Origin of the sequence: Streptomyces sp. NPDC087428 (genome assembly GCF_044744085.1) — a bacterium.
Lineage (GTDB): Bacteria > Actinomycetota > Actinomycetes > Streptomycetales > Streptomycetaceae > Streptomyces.
The window spans coordinates 77,693-98,198 of sequence record NZ_JBIUXR010000021.1 but is presented as its reverse complement, the minus strand read 5'-3'; the positions used below and the strand labels follow the sequence as shown (position 1 = coordinate 98,198).

Below are 20,506 nucleotides of genomic sequence, written 5' to 3'. Positions count from 1 at the left end.
ACTGGCATGACGGCGGAACGACTGGTGGTCATCGGTGGTGACGCGGCGGGCATGTCCGCCGCGTCACAGGCGCGGCGGCTCAAGGGTCCCGGCGAGCTGAGCATCACCGCCTTCGAGCGGGGCCACTTCACCTCGTACTCCGCCTGCGGCATCCCGTACTGGGTCGGCGGTGACGTCGAGCGGCGCGACGACCTGATCGCGCGCGGCCCCGAGGAGCACCGGGCCAGGGACATCGATCTGCGGATGCGCACCGAGGTGACGGAGATCGATGTCGCGGGGCAGCGGGTGCACACCCTGGACCGGGACTCCGGCGAGACGTCCTGGACCGGTTTCGACAAGCTGGTGATCGCGACGGGGGCCAGGCCGGTGCGTCCGGCGCTGCCCGGCATGGACGCGGCCGGGGTGCACGGGGTGCAGACCCTGGACGACGGACAGGCGCTGCTGGACTCGCTGGACCGGGCGGCGGGCCGGCGCGCGGTCGTCGTCGGCGCCGGGTACATCGGTGTCGAGATGGCGGAGGCGATGCTGAAGCGCGGCTTCGAGGTGACCGTGCTCAACCGCGGCGAGCAGCCGATGGCGACGCTCGACCCCGACATGGGGCGCCTGGTCCACGACGCGATGGACGGTCTCGGCATCACCACGGTGAACCGGGCCGCGGTCACCGCGATCCGGACCGGGCCGGACGGCCGGGTGAGTGCCGTGGAGACCGGCGAGGGCTCGTACCCGGCGGATGTGGTGGTGCTCGGCATCGGCGTCGAGCCGGAGACGGCACTGGCCCGCGCCGTCGGCCTGCCGGTCGGTCCGCACGGCGGGCTGCTCACCGATCTGTCGATGCGGGTCGTCGGCCACGACAACATCTGGGCGGGCGGCGACTGCGTCGAGGTGCTCGACCTGGTGGCGCACCGCACCCGGCACATCGCGCTGGGCACCCATGCCAACAAGCACGGCCAGATCATCGGGTCCAACGTCGGCGGCGGCTACGGGACGTTCCCCGGGGTGGTGGGCACGGCGGTGAGCAAGGTGTGCGATCTGGAGATCGCCCGCACCGGGCTCCGTGAGAAGGACGCCCGCGCGGTGGGGCTGCGGTTCGTCACGGCGACGATCGAGTCGACGGGCCGGGCGGGCTACTACCCGGGGGCGCAGCCGATGACGGTGAAGATGCTCGCGGAGTACCGCACGGGGCGGCTGCTGGGTGTGCAGATCGTCGGCCGGGACGGGGCGGCGAAGCGGGTGGACGTCGCGGCGGTGGCGCTCACCGCCGGGATGACGGTCGAGCAGATGACGGCCCTGGACCTCGGCTACGCCCCGCCGTTCTCACCGGTCTGGGACCCGGTGCTGGTGGCGGCCCGCAAGACGGTGACGGCGCTGCGGAAGGCGGGCACCGCCTGAGCGGCGCCCGTCCCCCCGGCCGGTCAGCGGGCGGTGCTCGTGTGCACGTACTCGACGAGGCGCGTCAGCGCGTCCGGGGCCATCGCCGGCATCACGCCGTGGCCCAGGTTGAAGATGTGGCCCTCGAGACCGGCGGCCGCGTCCAGCACCTCCTGGGTCTTGGCCTCCACCACCTCGGTCGGGGCGAACAGGACGGCGGGGTCCAGGTTGCCCTGGAGCGCCTTGCCGGGGCCGACGCGGCGCGCGGCCTCGTCCATCGGGACCCGCCAGTCGACGCCGACGACGTCCGCGCCGGCCTCGCCCATGAGGCCGAGGAGTTCGCCGGTGCCGACACCGAAGTGGATGCGCGGCACTCCGTACGACGCGACGGCGTCGAAGACCTTCACGGAGGCGGGCAGCACCGAGCGGCGGTAGTCGGCGGGGGCCAGCGCGCCCACCCAGGAGTCGAAGAGCTGCACGGCGGAGGCACCGGCCTCGATCTGGACCTTGAGGAAGGCGCCGGTGATCTCGGCGAGGCGGTCGAGCAGATCGGCCCAGAGCTGCGGGTCGCCGTACATCAGGGCCTTGGTGTGCTCGTGGTTGCGGGACGGGCCGCCCTCCACGAGGTAGCTGGCGAGCGTGAACGGGGCGCCCGCGAAGCCGATCAGCGGGGTGGACCCCAGCTCGGCGGTGAGCAGGCCGATGGCCTCGGTGACGTACTGGACGTCCTCGGGGGTGAGGTCGCGCAGCCGGGCCAGGTCGGCGCGGGTGCGGATCGGCTCGGCGATCACCGGTCCGACGCCGGGCTTGATGTCGAGGTCGATGCCGATCGCCTTGAGGGGGACGACGATGTCGCTGAAGTAGACCGCGGCGTCGACCTTGTGGCGGCGCACGGGCTGCATCGTGATCTCGGCGACGAGCTCCGGCATCGTGCAGGACTCGAGCATCGGGATGCCTTCGCGCACCTTCAGGTACTCGGGCAGCGAGCGCCCCGCCTGGCGCATGAACCAGACCGGCGTGTGCGGCACGGGCTCGCGCCGGCACGCCTTCAGGAACACCGAGTCGTGGGTGGCGGAGGTCTTCGTCTGGTGGCCCGAGGGGCGGTCAATAGCGCTCACGCACAGAATCTTCGCACGCACGCGGAAGGAGCCCGGCCCCAACGGGTGTCCCTCCCTGCACGAGGCTCCGGTTCCGCCTACTCTTCCCCGCATGGCTCCGGCTCAGGGACACTTCTCCGATCAATCCGACAGCACTGACAGCACTGACAGTGCGGAGGGTGGTTCCGTCCCGCCCGCGTTCCGTTCGGCGGTGGACGCGCTGCGCTCGGCGCGGCTCCGCCCCGAACTGGAGGTGGAGCCGACGCGGCCGCCGAAGCGCCTGGCTCCGCACGCGTACGCGCTGGAGGCGGCCGTCGTCGACGGCGAGGACGATCTCGCCGACGGCAGGCTCGTCCTGCTCCACGACCCGGCCGGGCACGAGGCCTGGCAGGGCGCGTTCCGGCTGGTGACCCTCGTCCGCGCCGAACTGGAGCCGGAGATGGCCTCCGACCCGCTGCTGCCCGAGGTGTGCTGGTCGTGGCTGACCGGGGCGCTGGAGGCGCGCGGTCTCAGTTACGGGGAGGCGGGCGGCACGGTCACCCGGGCCGGTTCGCACTACTTCGGTGCGCTGGGGGCGCGGCGTCCGGCGACCCAGATCGAGATCCGGGCGTCCTGGACGCCCCGCGAGGGGCGCGGCGGGGTGCCGGACACGGCGGCGCACCTGATGGCATGGGGAGACCTGCTGTGCCAGATCGCCGGGCTGCCGCCCTCGGGCGCGGCCGACGCGGCGGTGGTGACGCTGCCGCAGCGGCGCGGGCCGCAGGTTCCGTAGGGGCCGGGGCCCCTCCTCCACATTCCGTGACACGGCGTCATAAACCTCGCACAGACACCGGCTCTCTTTTCGTACAATCGAGCGCATGTCCTATTTGCCCGAATTGTTACTCACCAAATCGTGATCTTTCTCTAAAGGAGCGGGCGTCCGGTGCCGAAGAGGTCAGTGACCCTTCAAGCACGGTTCGCCCCGGCTTCATCCCCGAGCCGGCCCGTCCCGCCACTCCCCAGGAGGCCTGGTGTCCGTTCTCCTCGAGCAGCCCGCAAGCCTGGTCGCCTACCGCCCGAACAAGCCGACGGCCATGGTCGTCGTGGCCGACCCGCGCGTCCGTTCCACCGTCACCCGCCATCTGTGGGCACTCGGAGTACGTGACGTCATCGAGGCGTCGTCCATCGCGGAGGCCCGCCCCCGCGTCGGCAACCCGCGCGACATCTGCGTAGCCGACGTCCACCTGCCCGACGGTTCCGGGCTGACCCTGCTGTCCGAAACCCGAGCCGCCGGCTGGCCGAACGGCCTCGCCCTCTCCGCCGCCGATGACATCGGCGCTGTGCGCAACGCCCTCGCGGGCGGCGTCAAGGGCTATGTCGTCACCGGCACCCGTACCAACATCGGCCACCCCACCCGTCCCGGCGTCGCTCCCATCGGCGCCAATGCCGCCCGTATGCACCGCCGTCCTCCCGGCACCCCGAGCCACCCGGGCGGCTACCGCGAACTGTCCGGCCGCGAGGTGGAGGTTCTCCGGCTCGTCGCCGAAGGGCAGTCCAACAAGGCCATCGGCGTCTCCATGGGGCTCTCCGCCCTGACCGTCAAGAGCCACCTCGCCCGAATCGCCCGCAAGCTCGGCACCGGAGACCGCGCAGGAATGGTCGCCGTGGCCCTGCGAACGGGCATCATCCACTGATTCCACACCCCCGCCGGTGTGCAGAAATGCGGATCCGGCTGGTTTACGTGCATCGGCGCCCGTCGACGGAACGTTCCGTCGACGGGCGCCGTGCATACACAGATACCCTTGACACGTGACCGACGCCCAAGAGACCGCAGCAGACACTTCACTGCGAACCACCGGGGGCGCTCCCCCGGACGACGTCGCCCCGGCGCCGATCCCCTTGCTCGAACCTCGCGAGGGCATTCCACCGGTGGTGGCCTCCGACGATGCCCTGGCCCGGGTGATCGCGGCCTTCGCCGCGGGCTCCGGCCCGGTGGCCGTCGACGCCGAGCGCGCCTCCGGCTACCGCTACGGGCAGCGCGCCTATCTGGTGCAGCTGCGCCGCGAGGGCGCGGGCAGTGCGCTGATCGACCCGGTCGGCTGTCCCGACCTGTCCGGGCTGGGCGAGGCACTGCACGGAGCGGAGTGGATCCTGCACGCCGCGACCCAGGACCTGCCCTGTCTGCGCGAGATAGGGATGACCCCGACCGGGCTCTTCGACACCGAGCTGGCCGGCCGTCTCGCGGGCTTCCCGCGGGTCGGACTCGGCGCGATGGTCGAGAGCGTGCTCGGCTACTCACTGGAGAAGGGGCACTCCGCGGTCGACTGGTCCACCCGGCCGCTGCCCGATCCCTGGCTGCGCTACGCGGCTCTCGACGTCGAGCTGCTGATCGATCTGCGCAACGCCCTGGAGGAGGAGCTCGACCGGCAGGGCAAGCTGGAGTGGGCGCGGGAGGAGTTCGCCGCCATCGCCGCGGCGCCGCCCGCTCCCCCGCGCCAGGACCCGTGGCGCCGTACCTCCGGGATGCACAAGGTCCGCCGCCGCCGCCAGATGGCGGTCGTACGGGAGCTGTGGAACACCCGCGACCAGGTCGCCCGGCGCCGCGACATCTCGCCCGGCAAGGTGCTCGGCGACGCCGCGATCGTCGAGGCCGCGCTTGCGGTGCCGGCCACTCTCCAGGCGCTGACCGCGCTGCCCGGCTTCGGCCACCGCATGGGCCGGCGGCAGCTGGAGCAGTGGCAGGCCGCCGTCGAGCGGGCGAAGGAACTGCCCGACACGGAGCTTCCGCAGCCCGGTCAGCCGCTCACGGGCCCGCCGCCGCCGCGTGCCTGGGCGGACAAGGACCCGGTCGCGGCAGCGCGTCTCTCGGCCGCCCGCGCCGCGGTGTCCGAGCTCGCGGAGCGGCTGCACATGCCCCAGGAGAACCTGATCACGCCGGACACCGTGCGCCGGGTGTGCTGGGAACCGCCGAAGGACCCGACGCCCGACGCGATCGAGAACGCCCTCTCCGGATACGGCGCACGGCACTGGCAGATCGAACAGGTGACCCCTCTACTGGTCGACGCACTGACTCCGGAGGCCTGAAAAGGCATTGGACAGGGGCGTATTCACGCCAGGTTGCGCGGCCTTTTCTGCGCTCACTCTGTGTTCCATGGCTCGGACGGGCCGATTTCGCGGCCGTCCGGGCCATTTCGCGTATGTGACCTTCGCCGCTCCCGCCGCAAGGGCTGGGCAGTCTGGTTACCCGCAAGTAGCATGAGGGGTGGCGGCGCGCTTCCGGGCGTGCCCCGCAGCAGTGCCATCCCGCACCCTGGAGGAGAGCCACCGTGCCTCGTACCATCCGGGACGTCGTCTTCGTCGACGGCGTCCGCACCCCGTTCGGCAAAGCGGGCCCGAAGGGCATCTACCACGAGACCCGCGCCGACGATCTCGTCGTGAAGGCCATCCGGGAGCTGCTGCGCCGCAACCCGGACCTGGACCCCGCCAAGATCGACGAGGTCGCCATCGCCGCGACCACCCAGATCGGCGACCAGGGCCTCACGCTCGGCCGCACCGCCGGAATCCTGGCCGGTCTGCCGCAGTCCGTCCCCGGCTACTCCATCGACCGCATGTGTGCGGGCGCCCTGACCGCCGTCACCTCGACGGCCGGCTCCATCGCCTTCGGCGCGTACGACGTCGTCGTCGCAGGTGGCGTCGAGCACATGGGCCGACACCCGATGGGCGAGGGCGTGGACCCGAACCCGCGCTTCGTCTCGGAGAAGCTGGTCGACGAGTCCGCCCTGTTCATGGGCATGACCGCGGAGAACCTGCACGACCGGTACCCCACGATCACCAAGCAGCGCGCCGACGCGTACGCGGTGCGCTCGCAGGAGAAGGCCGCCAAGGCGTACGCCAACGGCAGCATCCAGCAGGACCTGGTGCCGGTCTCCGTGCGCCGCACCGACCCGGCGGCCGGTGAGACGGGCTGGGGCCTGGTCACCGCCGACGAGCCGATGCGTCCGGGCACCACGATGGAGTCCCTGGCCGGTCTGAAGACCCCGTTCCGCGCCCACGGCCGCGTGACGGCCGGCAACGCCGCGGGGCTCAACGACGGCGCCACCGCCTCGCTGCTCGCCGCCGAGGACGTCGCCCGCGAGCTGGGCCTCCCGGTCAGGATGCGCCTCGTCTCCTACGCCTTCGCGGGCGTCGAGCCGGAGGTCATGGGCTACGGCCCGATCCCGGCGACGGAGAAGGCCCTCGCCAAGGCGGGCCTGTCCATCTCGGACATCGGTCTCTTCGAGATCAACGAGGCGTTCGCCGTACAGGTGCTCGCCTTCCTGGAGCACTACGGCATCGCCGACGACGACGCCCGCGTCAACCAGTACGGCGGCGCCATCGCCTACGGCCACCCGCTGGCCTCCTCCGGCGTCCGGCTGATGACTCAGCTGGCCCGCCAGTTCGAGGAGCAGCCCGAGGTCCGCTACGGCCTGACCACCATGTGCGTCGGCTTCGGCATGGGCGCCACAGTCGTCTGGGAGAACCCGCACTTCGACGCAGCCGGAGGCAGCAAGTGAGTTCCACCACCGAGCTTCTGAAGGGCGCGGCCGAGCTGTTCCCCGGCGAGGTCGTCACCCAGGCGCACGTACGCCACCTCGACCTCCCGGGGGGTGCGGGCAACTTCGCCCTCATCACCCTGGACAACGGCCTGGACCACACCAAGCCGACCACCTTCGGACCCCAGTCGCTGGCGAACCTGAACGCCGCGATCGACCAGGTCGAGAAGGAGGCCGCCGAGGGCGCGGTCACCGGCGTCGGCATCACCGGCAAGCCGTTCATCTTCGCGGTCGGCGCCGACCTCAAGGGCGTCGAGCTGCTCAAGGAGCACAAGGACGCGCTGGCCATCGGCAAGGGCGGCCACGATGTCTTCCGCCGGCTCTCCGGCCTCGCGGTCCCCACGTTCGCGTACTACAACGGCGCGGCCATGGGCGGCGGTGTCGAGGTCGGTCTGCACTGCTCGTACCGCACCGTCTCCAAGGCGCTGCCGGCGTTCTCGCTGCCCGAGGTCTTCCTCGGTCTGGTCCCCGGCTGGGGCGGCTGCGCGCTGCTCCCCAACCTGATCGGCGCCGACCGCGCGGTCTCGGTGATCATCGAGAACTCGCTGAACCAGAACCGCCAGCTCAAGGGCAAGCAGGTCTTCGAGCTCGGCATCGCCGACGCGCTCTTCGAGGGCGCGGACTTCCTGGAGCAGTCGCTGATCTGGACCGCGGACGTGCTGAACGGCACGGTCGCGGTGGAGCGTCCCGAGGTCGACCGCGGGGATGCCTGGGACCAGGCCGTCGCCCGGGGCAGGGCCGTCGCCGACTCCAAGGTGCACGGCGCCGCCCCGGCCGCGTACCGCGCGCTCGACATCATCGCCGCGGCCAAGGACGGTGACCTGGGCGCCGGCTTCGACGCCGAGGACCGGGCCCTCGCGGACCTGATCATGGGCGGCGAGCTGCGCTCCGGCATCTACGCGTTCAACCTGGTCCAGAAGCGCGCCAAGCGCCCGGCCGGTGCCCCGGACAAGGCCCTGGCCCGTCCGGTCACCAAGGTCGGCGTGGTGGGCGCGGGCCTGATGGCCTCGCAGCTCGCCCTGCTGTTCCTGCGCCGTCTGGAGGTGCCGGTCGTGCTGACCGACATCGACCAGGCACGCGTCGACAAGGGTGTGGGCTACGTCCACGCCGAGATCGAGAAGCTGCTCGGCAAGGGCCGCATCAACCAGGACAAGGCCAACCGCCTGAAGGCCCTGGTCTCCGGTGTGCTGGACAAGGCGGAGGGCTTCTCCGACGCCGACTTCATCATCGAGGCCGTCTTCGAGGAGATCGGCGTCAAGCAGCAGGTGTTCGCGGAGGTCGAGGCGGTCGCCCCGGCGCACGCGATCCTCGCCACCAACACCTCCTCCCTCTCGGTCACCGAGATGGCGTCCAAGCTGAAGAACCCCGAGCGGGTCGTCGGTTTCCACTTCTTCAACCCGGTCGCGATCCTGCCGCTGCTGGAGATCGTCCGCGGCGAGCAGACCGACGACGCCTCGCTGGCCACGGCGTTCGGGGTCGCCCGGAAGCTGAAGAAGACCGCGGTCCTGGTGAAGGACGCCCCGGCGTTCGTCGTCAACCGCATCCTCACCCGCTTCATGGGCGAGATCCAGAACGTCATCGACGAGGGCACCCCGGTCGAGGTCGCGGAGAAGGCCATCGAGCCGCTCGGCCTGCCGATGTCCCCGCTGGTGCTCCTGGAGCTGGTCGGCCCGGCGATCGGGCTGCACGTCTCCGAGACCCTGAACCGCGCCTTCCCGGAGCGCTTCACGGTGTCCGGGAACCTCGCGGCGGTCGTGAAGGCCGGCAAGCGCGGCTTCTACGTCTACGACTCCGGGAAGCCGGAGCTGGACCCGGAGGTCGCCGCCCTCCTGAAGCAGGGCGACTCCGTCCTGTCCGAGGAGCAGGTCCGCGACCGCGTCCTGGACGCGGTGGCGCAGGAGATCGGCCTGATGCTGGACGAGGGCGTCGTCGCCGAGGCCCAGGACATCGACCTCTGCCTGATCACCGGCGCGGGCTGGCCGTTCCACCTGGGCGGCATCACGCCGTACCTGGACCGCGAGGGCGTCTCCGAGCGGGTCAACGGGAAGAAGTTCCTGGCGCGGGGCGTGGCGAGCGTTCCGGCGTAAGCGGACGGTCGACGGCCCGGCACACCCTCGGTGTGCCGGGCCGTCGCCGTGTCACGGGGTTCACGGGGACCCGAGCCGGACGGTCCCCGGTCACCCGTGCCGGGGCGTCAGAGCACGTGCCACGGGTCGAAGCTCAGCCCCGGCGCGTCCGTCTGGCGCGCCACGCGCGGCGCCCCGTCCTCGCCGACGACGGCCATCACCACGCGCCCGAGGGTGTCGTGCGTCAGGGCCGGGGGGCTCAGGCAGGGCATCCTGGTGTCGGACCACCACAGCCCGTCGGCCTCGTTCTCGGTCACCCCCGCGCCGACGACCGCCGTGCCGTCGGCCCCGCGGTGCGCCAGCACCGTGCAGTCGAGGCCGTCGAGGTCCGTACGGAGCGAGGCGTGCGCGCCGTCGCCCGCGGCGCCGCCGAGAGACACCGGCCCGTCGCCACCCGCCCGGTAGGCGACGACGGCGCCCTCCGGGTCGGTCCAGTGGTATGTGGCGCGGCTGGGGGACGTCTCCAGCACGGCCAGGGACCCGGGGCGCACCGCGAACTGCGAGCGCCGGACCTCGCCCCAGCCGCCACCGGGCTTCTCCTGCTCCCAGTGCAGCACGTCCTTGTTCGTCGCCGCGAGGATCTCGATGCGTCCGGAGCTGAGCGCGATCACCGCGGGGACCTCCTTGATGCGCGTGCAGCGCAGGTCCTCCCAGCGGCGCCACTTGCCGTCGGCCCGCTCACGGCGCACCATCATGCCGCCGCGCCCGTTGCGGGCGGCGACGTGCACCTCGCCGGAGGCGTTCACCACGACGACGGGCGCGCCGAACCTGGCACCCACATCAGCTTCCTTGTGCGGGTTGCCCAGCGAGTTCCAGGCCGAGACGGGGCGCCCCGTCTGGTACTGGATCGCGTGCACGATGTCGACGGTGACGCCGCCCTCCGCCGCCGGCCGTTCGCGGCGGCCGGCGAAGTGGACGTAGCCCTCGGTGTTCTGAGCCACGGACAGATGGGTCAGCTCCGGCAGCGGCACCACATCCGGGGCGTCCCATTCCGGACCGCCCGGACGCGTCTCCGACCAGCGGCGCAGGCCGCCGTCGCCGGCGACGTACGCGGTGAGCCTGCCGTCCTTGCCCCGGGTGAGCCAGATGCCGCGTAGCGCTTGGGCCTCAGGGGCAACCTTCGAGGTCGCGCGGGCATCCTGTCCGAGCATGAGTCTGCGATTACCTTTCCAGAACTGACATTCGACAACTCGCGCAATTTTTCGAATCCGTTACATCCTAAGCCCCTGTACGGAGGGGTATTCCGGGGCTCACCAGCGTACGATTCGCGGCCGCTCCCGAATCCGGTGCGTATCCGAACTGTCACGATCCGGCCGCGGGACCCGTACGCGCACCGGCCCGGCTGTCTATAGTGCTCAGTCCCAGGAACACGTGGACCGGCTCCGCCCCCCACCCGAGTCCCACCCCATCGCCCACGCCCCGACCGGGCCATGAGTTGCGAGGACTCCTCAGGATGAGCCAGGACGCCGTAGCCCCCGACCACCGCAGCTCCAAGGAGAACCCCCGCCGGCGCGAGCGCGGGCGGACGCGCGGGAGCCGAATACGGCGGGTGGTCCTGCTGTCGGTCCTGGTCGTCCTCATCGCGGCGGGCGGGACGGCGTACTGGCTCTACAGCCGGCTCGACGGGAACATCAAGGGCGTCGACATCAACAAGGCGCTCGGTGACGACCGCCCCGAGAAACTCCCCACCAGCGGGCAGAACCTGCTCGTCCTCGGCTCCGACTCCCGCGCCGGGGCGGAGAACAAGGCCCTGGGCGGCGGGGGCGGCGTCAGCGGGGCGCGCTCCGACACCGCGATGGTGGTGCACATCCCCGAGGGCCGCAGCAGGGCCGTCGCCGTGTCCATACCCCGTGACACCCTGGTGACCCGGCCCGAGTGCGCCGGGGCCGACGGGTCCTCCGTGGACTCCGCGAACCGCGTGATGTTCAACTCCGTCTACTCCCAGGTCGGTCCGGCCTGCGTGGTCAAGACCGTGGAGAAGATGTCCGGGGTCCGCATCGACCACTACCTGGAGATCAACTTCGCCGGGTTCAAGGACCTCGTCGATGCCATCGGCGGCGTCACCGTCGACGTCCCCCAGGATATCCACGACCGGGCCTCCGGACTCGACCTCACCGCCGGGCCGCACAAGCTCAATGGCACGGAGTCCCTCTCCTACGTACGCACCCGCCACGGCATCGGCGACGGCAGCGACCTCGGGCGCATCGGGCTCCAGCAGCAGTTCCTGCTGGCCCTGCTCAGCGAGGTCAAGTCCCGCAACCTGCTGGGCAGTCCGGCCAACGCCTACCGGATCGCCAACTCGGCGACCAAGTCCCTCACGACCGACGAGGGCCTCGCCTCGCTCAAGTCGCTGACGGAATTCGCCCGTTCGGTGAACGGCGTGGACCCGGGCTCGATGGAGACCATCATGCTGCCGGTGGCGTACGACAAGACCGACCCCAACCGCGTGGTGGCGGCCCAGCCGCAGGCCAGGACGCTCTGGAAGGCGCTCCGCGAGGACGCCGCCATCCCCGAGTCCGCCAAGAAGTCACCCGCGACCGGCGGCTGACCGGGCGGCGGGGATGCCGGTGCGCGGGCGGTCTCAGCCGGTGGTGTGGTGCACCCGGCTGTGCTTGCGGCCGTAGCAGAAGTAGATGACCACGCCGATGGCCATCCAGACGCCGAACCGCAGCCAGGTCTCGGCCGGCAGGTTGAGCATCAGCCAGACCGACGCGGCCACCGAGACGACCGGGATGACCGGGACCCACGGGGTGCGGAAGGCGCGGTGCAGTTCGGGGCGGGTGCGGCGCAGGACGATGATGCCCAGGGCGACGACCACGAAGGCGAAGAGCGTGCCGATGTTCACCAGCGTCGCGAGTTCGTCGATGCTGGTGAATCCGGCGACGATCGCGATGATCACGCCGAGCAGGATGGTCGGACGGTACGGGGTGTGGAAGCGCGGGTGCGTCTTCGAGAAGAACCGCGGGAGCAGGCCGTCCCGGCTCATCGCGAAGAACACCCGGGTCTGGCCGAGCAGCAGGATCATGCAGACCACGGTGAGGCCGACGGCGGCGCCGAAGCTGATGATCCCGGCGTAGACGGGGTGCCCGACGGCCTTGAAGGCGTCGGCGAGCGGGGCGTCCACCGAGAGCTCGGTGTAGTGCTCCATTCCGGTGACCACGATCGATACGGCGACGTAGAGCGTGGTGCAGATGAGGAGCGAGGCCATGATGCCGCGCGGCATGTCGCGCTGCGGGAGCTTGGTCTCCTCGGCGGCCGTGGCCACCACGTCGAAGCCGATGAACGCGAAGAAGACGACGGAGGCGGCGGTGAAGATGCCCATGACGCCGAAGTTGGTGGGGGCGTACCCGAAGATCAGCTGGACGAGCGGGGCCTGCAGGCCCGATCCGGCGGACTGCGGCTGGGCCTGCAGGATGAAGGGCGAGTAGTTCGCGCTGTCGATGAAGAAGAGACCCGCGATGATCACGATCAGCACGACGGCCACCTTGATGGCCACCACCACCGTCGTGACCCGGGCGGAGAGCTTCATGCCGAGCACCAGGACGACGGTGAGCACCAGGACCAGGACGAAGGCGAGGATGTCGAAGCCGAAACCTTTCGCCGCATCGGTTCCGGAGAGCGCGTCCGGCAGGGACCAGCCGATGTTGTCCAGCAGTGAGCGGACGTAGCCGGACCAGCCGACCGCCACCACCGCCGTGCCCAGCGCGAACTCCAGCACCAAGTCCCAGCCGATGATCCAGGCCACCAGTTCGCCCAGCGAGGCGTACGAGAAGGTGTACGCGGAGCCGGCCACCGGGACGGTGGAGGCGAATTCCGCGTAGCAGAGCGCGGCCAGCGCGCAGACGACGCCCGCGACGACGAAGGCGATGGCGGTGGCGGGTCCCGCGGTCTCCTTGGCCACCTTGCCGGTGAGGACGAAGATCCCGGTGCCGATGACGACGCCCACCCCGAAGACCGTGAGGTCCAGGGCGGAGAGCGACTTCTTGAGGGCGTGCTCCGGCTCCTCGGTGTCGCGGATGGACTGTTCGATCGTCTTGGTGCGGAACAGCCCGTCCCGACTGGGCGGCAGGTCCTGCTGCGTGCTCACCGGCGTACCTCCACGCACTCGTCGTGCACGCCATGATTCGGACCGGGCCGTCCGCGACACGCTCCGCAGGGCGGGACTTCACGCGAATGGGCCGGTCGGACCACCCGTACAGGGTGGGCGACCGGCCCAGTCGTGGTGCGGCGTGACGGATCAGTCCCGGACGGGCTCCACCACGGAGCGGCTCTCCGCTTCCGTCTCGTAGCGGCCGTCGAGCTTGGCGACCAGGCCGGTGACCTGCCGGGCGATGTCCGGTGCGGTCAGCCCGATCTCGGCCATGACCTCCTTGCGGGAGGCGTGGTCGAGGAAGACCGGCGGGATGCCGAAGTCGCGCAGCGGTACGTCGACGTCGGCGTCGCGCAGCGCCTGGGCGACGGCGGAGCCGACACCGCCGGCCCTGCTGTTGTCCTCGACGGTGACGACGACGCGGTGCCGCGCGGCGAGCGGGGCCATCGCCTCGTCCACGGGCTTGACCCAGCGCGGGTCGACGACCGTGGTCGAGATGCCCTGGGCGTCGAGCAGATCCGCGATCTCCAGGCACATCGGGGCGAGCGCCCCGATGGAGACGAGCAGGACGTCGGGCACGGACGTGCCCGGCTCACGGAGCACGTCCATGCCGCCGGCCGTGCCGACGGCCTTGACCGACGGGCCGACCGCGCCCTTGGAGAAGCGGACGACCGTCGGGGCGTCGTCGACCGCGACGGCCTCGCGCAGCTGGGCGCGGACCTGGTCGGCGTCGCGCGGGGCGGCGATCCGGAGCGTCGGCACGCACTGCAGGATCGACATGTCCCACATGCCGTTGTGCGAAGCGCCGTCCGTACCGGTGACCCCGGCCCGGTCCAGGACGAAGGTCACCCCGCACTTGTGCAGGGCGACGTCCATCAGGACCTGGTCGAAGGCGCGGTTGAGGAAGGTGGCGTACACCGCGAAGACGGGGTGCAGCCCGCCGGTGGCGAGGCCCGCCGCGGAGACAGCGGCGTGCTGCTCGGCGATACCGACGTCGTAGATCCGGTCCGGGAAGGCCTTCTCGAACTTGGTCAGGCCGACCGGCTGGAGCATGGCCGCGGTGATCGCGACGATGTCCTCGCGCTCCCGGCCGAGCTTGACCATCTCCTCGCCGAAGACGGACGTCCAGTCGAGACCGGAGGTGGCGACGGGCAGGCCCGTGTCGGGGTGGATCTTGCCGACGGCGTGGAAGCGGTCCGCCTCGTCCAGCAGGGCCGGGGTGTAGCCGCGGCCCTTCTCGGTGATGCAGTGCACGATGACCGGCCCGCCGAAGCGCTTGGCGCGCTGGAGTGCGGACTCCAGTGCCTCCAGGTCGTGTCCGTCGATGGGGCCGACGTACTTCAGGCCGAGGTCCTCGAACATGCCCTGCGGGGCGATGAAGTCCTTGAGGCCCTTCTTCGCGCCGTGCAGCGTCTCGTACAGCGGCTTCCCCACGACGGGGGTGCGCTCCAGGAGGTCCTTGCCGCGGGCCAGGAAGCGTTCGTAGCCGTCGGTGGTGCGGAGCGTGGCGAGGTGGTTGGCGAGGCCGCCGATCGTCGGCGCGTAGGAGCGCTCGTTGTCGTTGACGACGATGACGAGGGGGCGGTCCTTGGCGGCGGCGATGTTGTTCAGCGCCTCCCAGGCCATGCCGCCGGTGAGTGCTCCGTCACCGATGACCGCGACGACGTGGTCGGGGCGGCCCAGCACCTCGTTGGCCTTGGCGAGGCCGTCGGCCCAGCCGAGCACCGTGGAGGCGTGCGAGTTCTCGATGACGTCGTGCTCGGACTCGGCACGCGAGGGGTAGCCGGAGAGGCCGCCCTTGCTCTTGAGCTTCGTGAAGTCCTGGCGGCCGGTGAGGAGCTTGTGAACGTAGCTCTGATGGCCGGTGTCGAAGAGGACCTTGTCCTTCGGCGAGTCGAAGACCCGGTGCAGGGCGATGGTCAGTTCGACCACGCCCAGGTTGGGTCCGAGGTGTCCGCCGGTCTTGGAGACGGCGTCGACGAGGAAGGTCCGGATCTCTTCGGCGAGCTGCTCCAGCTGCTCGGGGGTGAGCCGGTCCAGGTCACGCGGTCCGCCGATGCGGGTCAGCAGATCCCATCCGTTGCCCACCACCGCCCGTGCATGACGCGCTTCGCGCGGCTGTGTCACCGTGCCTCCTTGCGATTGAGCTGGTCGAGCATGCCGATCCGATGAGTCTAATGTTCCGTTCGCCGCCACGGACATCGGGCGGGCGTGTGCTGTCCCACCGTTACCGGCCGGAACCGTTCGGGACCCGCCCGGATCCGCCGGTGCGTTCCGCGCGCTTCCGGCCGGCCCCGTGACCGGACCGACGTCCAGGATTCAGGCCCTCGCCTCGCGGAACCGCCGCACCACCTCGCGCGCGCCCCCCGCCAGGACCAGCAGGACCACCACGGTGTAGAAGGCGTCCGGGGTCTGCCAGCCGCCGTTGACGTCGGACAGGAAGGCCGGGTTGAAGAACTCCCGCCGGTACAGGATCCAGGCCATCGGCAGGGTGAACACCGCCTGGGCGGCGATGTTCCAGAGCGCGAGCGAGCGCGTCGGAGCCCGCACCGCCCGGATCACGTCGAGCACCACGAGGCCGGCGAGACCGGCGAGGACCGGCCAGATCCAGCCCGACCACAGGCCCGGGTCGAGCACGTCGATGTGTGTGCCGGAGTCGGTCCGGTACGGCTGCGCGGTGTGCTGCCAGACGATCAGGGCCACCAGCAGCGAGTGCCACGACAGCCCGGCGTACACCGTCGCGTCGCGCTCCTTCGTCGCGCGGAGCCTGGGCAGCTCGTCGGGCGTCCAGGCCCTGCCGGGTGCGCCGGACGACTTGCCGGACGACTTGCCGGACCACTCGGCCAGGGCGAACACCACGGTGAGCCAGGCGATCATCTGGGCGCCGAGGGAGACCACCGTCCCGACGGCCCCGCCGATCACCGCTCCGGCCCCCTTGCCGTCCAGGACGTCGAGCACCGCGCTCACGGCGACGACGACCGGCAGCACGGTGAGCAGCAGGACCGCGAGGAGCCGTATGTACGTCGGGTAGAGGCCGGCCCCGATCAGTGCGAGCGGCCGGTCCGCGTACCGGGCGGCGAGCCGGACCGGGTCGCCCATCTCGGTGAGTACCTCGCGTTCGGCGGCCTCCGGGTCTTCCGGGCCCCGGGCCTCGACGGTGTCGGCGATCGTGGCGCGCAGCTCGTCGGCCACGTCGCCGCGCCGGCCGGCCGGGATGCGCCGGACGACCTCCGCCACGTAGCGGTCGGTCAGCGCACCGGTGCCGGACGTATGCAACATACTCAACGCTCCCCCTTGGTCAGACGTGATATCGAGGCGCCCAGCGCCTGCCATTCGCGCAGCAGCCCGGTGCGGACCCGGACTCCCTCGGGGCTGATCCGATAGAACTTCCGCGGCCTGGACCGGTCGGTGTTCCACTCGCTGCCGAGCAGCCCCTGCTTCTCCAGGCGGCGCAGCAGCGGGTAGAGGGTGTTGCCGTCCACCGCGATCCCGGCGTCGCCGAGCGTTTCCAGGAGCGCGTAGCCGTACTGCGGCTCTTCCAGGAGCGTCAGGCAGGCCAGGACGACCGTGCCGCGACGCAGCTCCTGGGCCTGGCTGAGGATCAGTTCATCGGTGCCCACGCCCCGCACGATACTGTGCGCCGCACACTAATGTCACCCGTCAGGTGCACCCTGGTTCCCGCACCGGCCGGGACACCACCCCCCGTACCCCCGCGATTGCGCCGGAACGCGGCAGTGCCCGGCGCCCCCGTGGAGGGCGCCGGGCACTGACCGGCCTCGCTGGTGCCACCGGGCCCCGCCGGGCCCGGTGAGTCAGGCGCGGCCGGCGGTCTTCTGGGTCTTGCGCGAGACCGAGTCGATGATCACGGCGATGAGGAGTACTCCACCGGTGATCATGTACTGGATCGCGTTCGACGAGAGGTTCATCTGGTTGAGGCCCTGGACGATCGACTGAATGACCAGGATGCCCAGCAGCGCGGACCAGACCTTGCCGCGTCCGCCGAACAGGGACGTACCACCGATGACGGCTGCGGCGATGCACATCATGAGCTGGTTGCCGCCACCGAGCGAACGGTCGGCGCCACCGGTCGCGGAGGCCAGGAAGAGACCACCGACCGCACCGAGCGTGCCGGAGATCATGAACACCGAGATGCGGATCCAGGACACGTTGATACCGGCACGACGCGCTGCCTCGATGCCACCGCCGACCGCGAAGATCTGACGGCCGTAGGTGGTGCGGCGCAGAACGAAGTCGGTGATGACCAGGATCGCGAGGAAGATCACCAGGGAGAGCGGGAGGCCCTGCTCCTGGTTGAACGCGTACGCGGCGAGGAGGCACAGGACGGCGAGCAGCGCGGTGCGCAGGATGATCTCGCTCTGCGGGCGGTGTGGCAGCGCTGCGGCCTTGCGGCGGCTCGAGTCGCGCAGCTGCGCGAGGTAGAAGGCAACGATCACGAACACGGCGAGACCGTAGGCGGCGGCGACATCGGCGAAGTAGTAGCTGGTCAGTTCGCGGACGAAGCTGCCGAGCGGGGTGGTGATGGTGGACTTGTCGCCCATCACCCAGGTCTGCAGACCGGCCCAGCCCAGGAAGCCTGCCAGCGTCACGACGAACGCGGGCACGCCGATCTTGGCGAAGACGATGCCGTGGAAGGCGCCGACGAGCGTGCCGGACAGGATGCCGACCACGATGGCGAGGGAATCGGGCATGTCCGTGCCGACCACGGCCCAGACGGCACCCGCGAGACCCGCGACGGAACCGACCGCGAGGTCGATCTCGCCGAGCAGCAGGACGAAGACGATGCCCACGGCCATGATGCCGGGGCCCGCCGCGTACAGCGTGATCTGGTCGAGGTTGTACGAGGTGAGGAAGTTGCCGGTCTCGATCTGGAAGACGATCCCGATGATGATCAGGCCCACCACGACGGGCAGCGAGCCGATCTCGCCCGAGCGCACCTTGCGCTTGAACTCGGTCCAGTAGCCCTTGAAGCCCTGCTCACGGATGAGCAGGCGGGGGTCGACGACCCTGACCGCGTCGGCCGCCGCTTCGGGAGCCTCGGTGGCCTCCGCCTGGGCCGGGACCTTTGCCGAAGTCTCGTTGATGTCGCTCACTTGGATGCCTCCGCGCTGCGGGACTTGCGGCGGGTCACGGCGTTGTCCGTGGCGCCCGTGATCGCGGCGATTATCTCTTCGTGGCTGGTCGTCGCCACAGGGAAGATGCCGTTGTTGTGGCCGAGTCGCAGCACGGCGACCTTGTCGGCGACCGCCTTCACATCGGCCATGTTGTGGCTGATGAGGATGACGCCCAGGTTCTGCTCGCGCAGCCGCTCCACCAGGTCGAGGACCTGTGCGGTCTGCTCGACGCCGAGGGCCGCGGTGGGCTCGTCCAGGATCACGATCTTGGGGTTGCCGACCAGGGCACGGGCGATGGCCACGACCTGGCGCTGGCCGCCGGAGAGCGCGGCAACCGGGATACGGACGCTGGGGATACGGATGGAGAGCGTGGACAGGAGGTCCTGTGCCCGCTTCTCCATGGCGACCTCGTCGAGGACGCCACCCTTCTTGATCTCGCGACCGAGGAAGAGGTTGGCGACGACGTCCAGGTTGTCGCAGAGCGCGAGGTCCTGGTAGACGGTGGCGACGCCGAGGTTCTGGGCGTCGTGCGGACGGTTGATGTCCACTTTCGCGCCCTCCCACTCGATGACGCCCTCATCGATGGGGTGCACGCCGGCGATCGTCTTGACCAGCGTGGACTTTCCTGCACCGTTGTCGCCGACGAGGGCGACCACTTCTCCGGCGTGGACTTCGAGATCGACACCGGAGAGGACCTGGACCGCTCCGAATCGCTTGAAGACCCCACGCAACGCCAGCACGGGCGTCTGTGACACGTGAACCATCTCCTTCGCCGCCTGACCGGCGGGGATGTACCGCCTGACCGGCGGAGACGCCGCGCCACGAGGGGCAGCGTCGACGTACTGGAAGTACTGGGGGAAGAGCGTCCGGCACCCGGCCGGCAGCGGGGTATGGGCCGGCCGGCTGCCGGACAGTCATGGGGCGGGCGGACTCCGCCGTGCGGCGCGGATCAGACCCGTACGTGCCAGGGCCTGCCGGCCCTGGCACGAGGAGGTACTACTTGATGCCCAGCGCGGTGCACTTGGCGGCGATGTCCTTGACGCAGATCGCGGAGGCCTGGTAGATGCCGTCCTTGACCACGGTGGACTCGATGTTGTCCTTCTTCACCACGGTCGGCTCGAGCAGCGTGGACGGAACGCCGTCCGTCTTGCCCGAGGCGCCGATGTCCTTGCCCTGGAGCAGGTTGACAGCGAACTGGGCAGCCGTCGGGGCGAGCTGCTTCGGCGACTTGTAGATCGTGAAGGTCTGCGTACCCGCGATGAGCCGCTGGATACCGGGGAGCTCGGCGTCCTGGCCACCCACCGGGATGTCCTTGATGCCGGCGTTGCCCAGGGACGTGATGATGCCGCCCGCCATGCCGTCGTTGGCGGAGTAGACCGCGTTGATCTTGCCCTTGCCGACCGAGGAGATGGCGGCGGTCATCTTCTCGCCGGCGATCTTCGGGTCCCACTCGCCGGACGCCTCGTAGGCAACCTTGATCTTGCCGTCGAGGGACGCGTGAGCACCCTTCTTGAACAGGCCGGCGTTCGGGTCCTTCTCGTCACCGTTGATCATGACGAGGTTGGAGTCGGCCGCCTTGGAGCCGAGGGCGTCGAGGATGGCCTGGCCCTGGAGCTTGCCGATCTTCTCGTTGTCGTGGCTGACGTAGGCGTCGGCACCGACTATGGCGCGGTCGTACGCGACGACCTTGACGCCCTTCTTGTGCGCGTTGGCGATCCACGAGGCGGACTTCTCGGAGTCGACCGAGGAGATCGCGATGACCTTGATGCCGTCCGCGATCTGCTGCTCGAACTGCTGCTTCTGCTGACCGACGTCACCGGCCGCGTTGTTGTAGACGACCTCGCAGTCCGCACAGTCCTTCTTGACCGCTTCGATGAACAGCGGCTTGTCCAGCGTCTCGTAGCGAGCGGTCTTGTTCTCCGGGAGAAGCAGACCGATCTTGGTCTTGCTGCCCGAGTCCGCCGAGTCCTTCTTGTCGTCGCCGGCCTTGCCACAAGCGGCGACGGAAAGGGCCATCGAGACCGCAGCGGTACCGATGACGGCGCGACGCATCATTGCGTTCATGTGGAGAAGCCTCCCTGACGAGGCCGCAGCGTCGCGGCCGAGGTGGGAGTGAGTCAAC

Annotated in this window: 16 protein-coding genes; 7 read left to right on the top strand and 9 right to left on the bottom strand. The window is 70.4% G+C overall.

All coding sequences use genetic code 11. The annotated features are described in order from the left end of the window. Positions 1–6: 6 nt before the first annotated feature. Entirely contained in the window at positions 7–1,389 is a 1,383-nt protein-coding gene (locus ACIO3R_RS35240) for an FAD-dependent oxidoreductase (RefSeq protein WP_385039158.1), read from the top strand. A gap of 23 nt (positions 1,390–1,412) precedes the next feature. On the opposite strand, the gene hemE is transcribed toward ACIO3R_RS35240, so the two are convergent. Next, a complete protein-coding gene (gene hemE / locus ACIO3R_RS35235; protein WP_385039160.1) occupies positions 1,413–2,486 on the bottom strand; it encodes a uroporphyrinogen decarboxylase in 1,074 nt (357 codons plus the stop codon). A 91-nt stretch (positions 2,487–2,577) separates the two neighbouring features. Here hemE and ACIO3R_RS35230 point away from each other — a divergent pair, with 91 nt between their 5' ends. From ACIO3R_RS35230 to ACIO3R_RS35210, 5 genes are all read left to right on the top strand, one after another. Beyond that, a complete protein-coding gene (locus ACIO3R_RS35230; RefSeq protein WP_385039163.1) occupies positions 2,578–3,237 on the top strand; it encodes a DUF3000 domain-containing protein in 660 nt (219 codons plus the stop codon). A gap of 238 nt (positions 3,238–3,475) precedes the next feature. Next, positions 3,476–4,138, top strand: a complete 663-nt coding sequence (locus tag ACIO3R_RS35225) for a response regulator transcription factor (protein ID WP_024488613.1) — start codon at positions 3,476–3,478, stop codon at positions 4,136–4,138. Between the two features lie 115 nt (positions 4,139–4,253). Beyond that, positions 4,254–5,528 carry an HRDC domain-containing protein gene (locus tag ACIO3R_RS35220; protein WP_402111079.1) on the top strand — a complete coding sequence of 425 codons (1,275 nt, stop codon included), beginning with the start codon at positions 4,254–4,256 and terminating at the stop codon, positions 5,526–5,528. A 242-nt stretch (positions 5,529–5,770) separates the two neighbouring features. Beyond that, positions 5,771–6,997 (top strand): thiolase family protein, encoded by a 1,227-nt coding sequence (locus tag ACIO3R_RS35215; protein ID WP_402111077.1) that lies wholly within the window; start codon positions 5,771–5,773, stop codon positions 6,995–6,997. Next, a complete protein-coding gene (locus tag ACIO3R_RS35210) occupies positions 6,994–9,123 on the top strand; it encodes a 3-hydroxyacyl-CoA dehydrogenase NAD-binding domain-containing protein (RefSeq protein ID WP_402111075.1) in 2,130 nt (709 codons plus the stop codon). The genes ACIO3R_RS35215 and ACIO3R_RS35210 overlap by 4 nt, the downstream gene beginning before the upstream one ends. 107 nt (positions 9,124–9,230) lie before the next feature. Here ACIO3R_RS35210 and ACIO3R_RS35205 read toward each other — a convergent pair whose 3' ends face one another. After that, positions 9,231–10,313, bottom strand: a complete 1,083-nt coding sequence (locus ACIO3R_RS35205) for a hypothetical protein (RefSeq protein WP_402111073.1) — start codon at positions 10,311–10,313, stop codon at positions 9,231–9,233. Positions 10,314–10,615: 302 nt separating this feature from the next. Here ACIO3R_RS35205 and ACIO3R_RS35200 point away from each other — a divergent pair, with 302 nt between their 5' ends. Continuing rightward, the gene (locus tag ACIO3R_RS35200) at positions 10,616–11,710 is read left to right on the top strand and encodes an LCP family protein (protein ID WP_402111071.1); all 1,095 of its coding nucleotides are present in this window, start codon (positions 10,616–10,618) and stop codon (positions 11,708–11,710) included. A 33-nt stretch (positions 11,711–11,743) separates the two neighbouring features. On the opposite strand, the gene ACIO3R_RS35195 is transcribed toward ACIO3R_RS35200, so the two are convergent. From ACIO3R_RS35195 to ACIO3R_RS35165, 7 genes are all read right to left on the bottom strand, one after another. Then, positions 11,744–13,249 (bottom strand): amino acid permease, encoded by a 1,506-nt coding sequence (locus ACIO3R_RS35195; protein WP_402111069.1) that lies wholly within the window; start codon positions 13,247–13,249, stop codon positions 11,744–11,746. Positions 13,250–13,399: 150 nt separating this feature from the next. Further along, positions 13,400–15,379 (bottom strand): 1-deoxy-D-xylulose-5-phosphate synthase, encoded by a 1,980-nt coding sequence (gene dxs, locus ACIO3R_RS35190; protein WP_385040578.1) that lies wholly within the window; start codon positions 15,377–15,379, stop codon positions 13,400–13,402. 192 nt (positions 15,380–15,571) lie between these two features. Then, positions 15,572–16,531 (bottom strand): HAAS signaling domain-containing protein, encoded by a 960-nt coding sequence (locus ACIO3R_RS35185; protein WP_385040587.1) that lies wholly within the window; start codon positions 16,529–16,531, stop codon positions 15,572–15,574. A 2-nt stretch (positions 16,532–16,533) separates the two neighbouring features. Further along, positions 16,534–16,872: a PadR family transcriptional regulator gene (locus ACIO3R_RS35180; RefSeq protein ID WP_385040574.1), complete on the bottom strand. Its 339-nt coding sequence runs from the start codon at positions 16,870–16,872 to the stop codon at positions 16,534–16,536. Positions 16,873–17,064: 192 nt separating this feature from the next. After that, positions 17,065–18,363 (bottom strand): sugar ABC transporter permease, encoded by a 1,299-nt coding sequence (locus ACIO3R_RS35175; protein ID WP_385040571.1) that lies wholly within the window; start codon positions 18,361–18,363, stop codon positions 17,065–17,067. Next, positions 18,360–19,148, bottom strand: a complete 789-nt coding sequence (locus tag ACIO3R_RS35170; protein WP_030979331.1) for an ATP-binding cassette domain-containing protein — start codon at positions 19,146–19,148, stop codon at positions 18,360–18,362. Before ACIO3R_RS35170 ends, ACIO3R_RS35175 begins: the two co-directional genes overlap by 4 nt. 232 nt (positions 19,149–19,380) lie before the next feature. Next, the gene (locus tag ACIO3R_RS35165; protein WP_385036644.1) at positions 19,381–20,448 is read right to left on the bottom strand and encodes a sugar ABC transporter substrate-binding protein; all 1,068 of its coding nucleotides are present in this window, start codon (positions 20,446–20,448) and stop codon (positions 19,381–19,383) included. Positions 20,449–20,506 lie beyond the last annotated feature (58 nt).

Bases quoted from the DNA above. Each gene is read 5' to 3' on its own strand.
- ACIO3R_RS35240 (WP_385039158.1), top strand. From the start codon at position 7: ATGACGGCGGAACGACTGGTGGTCATCGGTGGTGACGCGGCGGGCATG.
- ACIO3R_RS35230 (WP_385039163.1), top strand. From the start codon at position 2,578: ATGGCTCCGGCTCAGGGACACTTCTCCGATCAATCCGACAGCACTGAC.
- ACIO3R_RS35205 (WP_402111073.1), bottom strand. From the start codon at position 10,313: ATGCTCGGACAGGATGCCCGCGCGACCTCGAAGGTTGCCCCTGAGGCC.
- ACIO3R_RS35200 (WP_402111071.1), top strand. From the start codon at position 10,616: ATGAGCCAGGACGCCGTAGCCCCCGACCACCGCAGCTCCAAGGAGAAC.
- ACIO3R_RS35185 (WP_385040587.1), bottom strand. From the start codon at position 16,531: ATGTTGCATACGTCCGGCACCGGTGCGCTGACCGACCGCTACGTGGCG.
- ACIO3R_RS35170 (WP_030979331.1), bottom strand. From the start codon at position 19,148: ATGGTTCACGTGTCACAGACGCCCGTGCTGGCGTTGCGTGGGGTCTTC.
- ACIO3R_RS35165 (WP_385036644.1), bottom strand. From the start codon at position 20,448: ATGAACGCAATGATGCGTCGCGCCGTCATCGGTACCGCTGCGGTCTCG.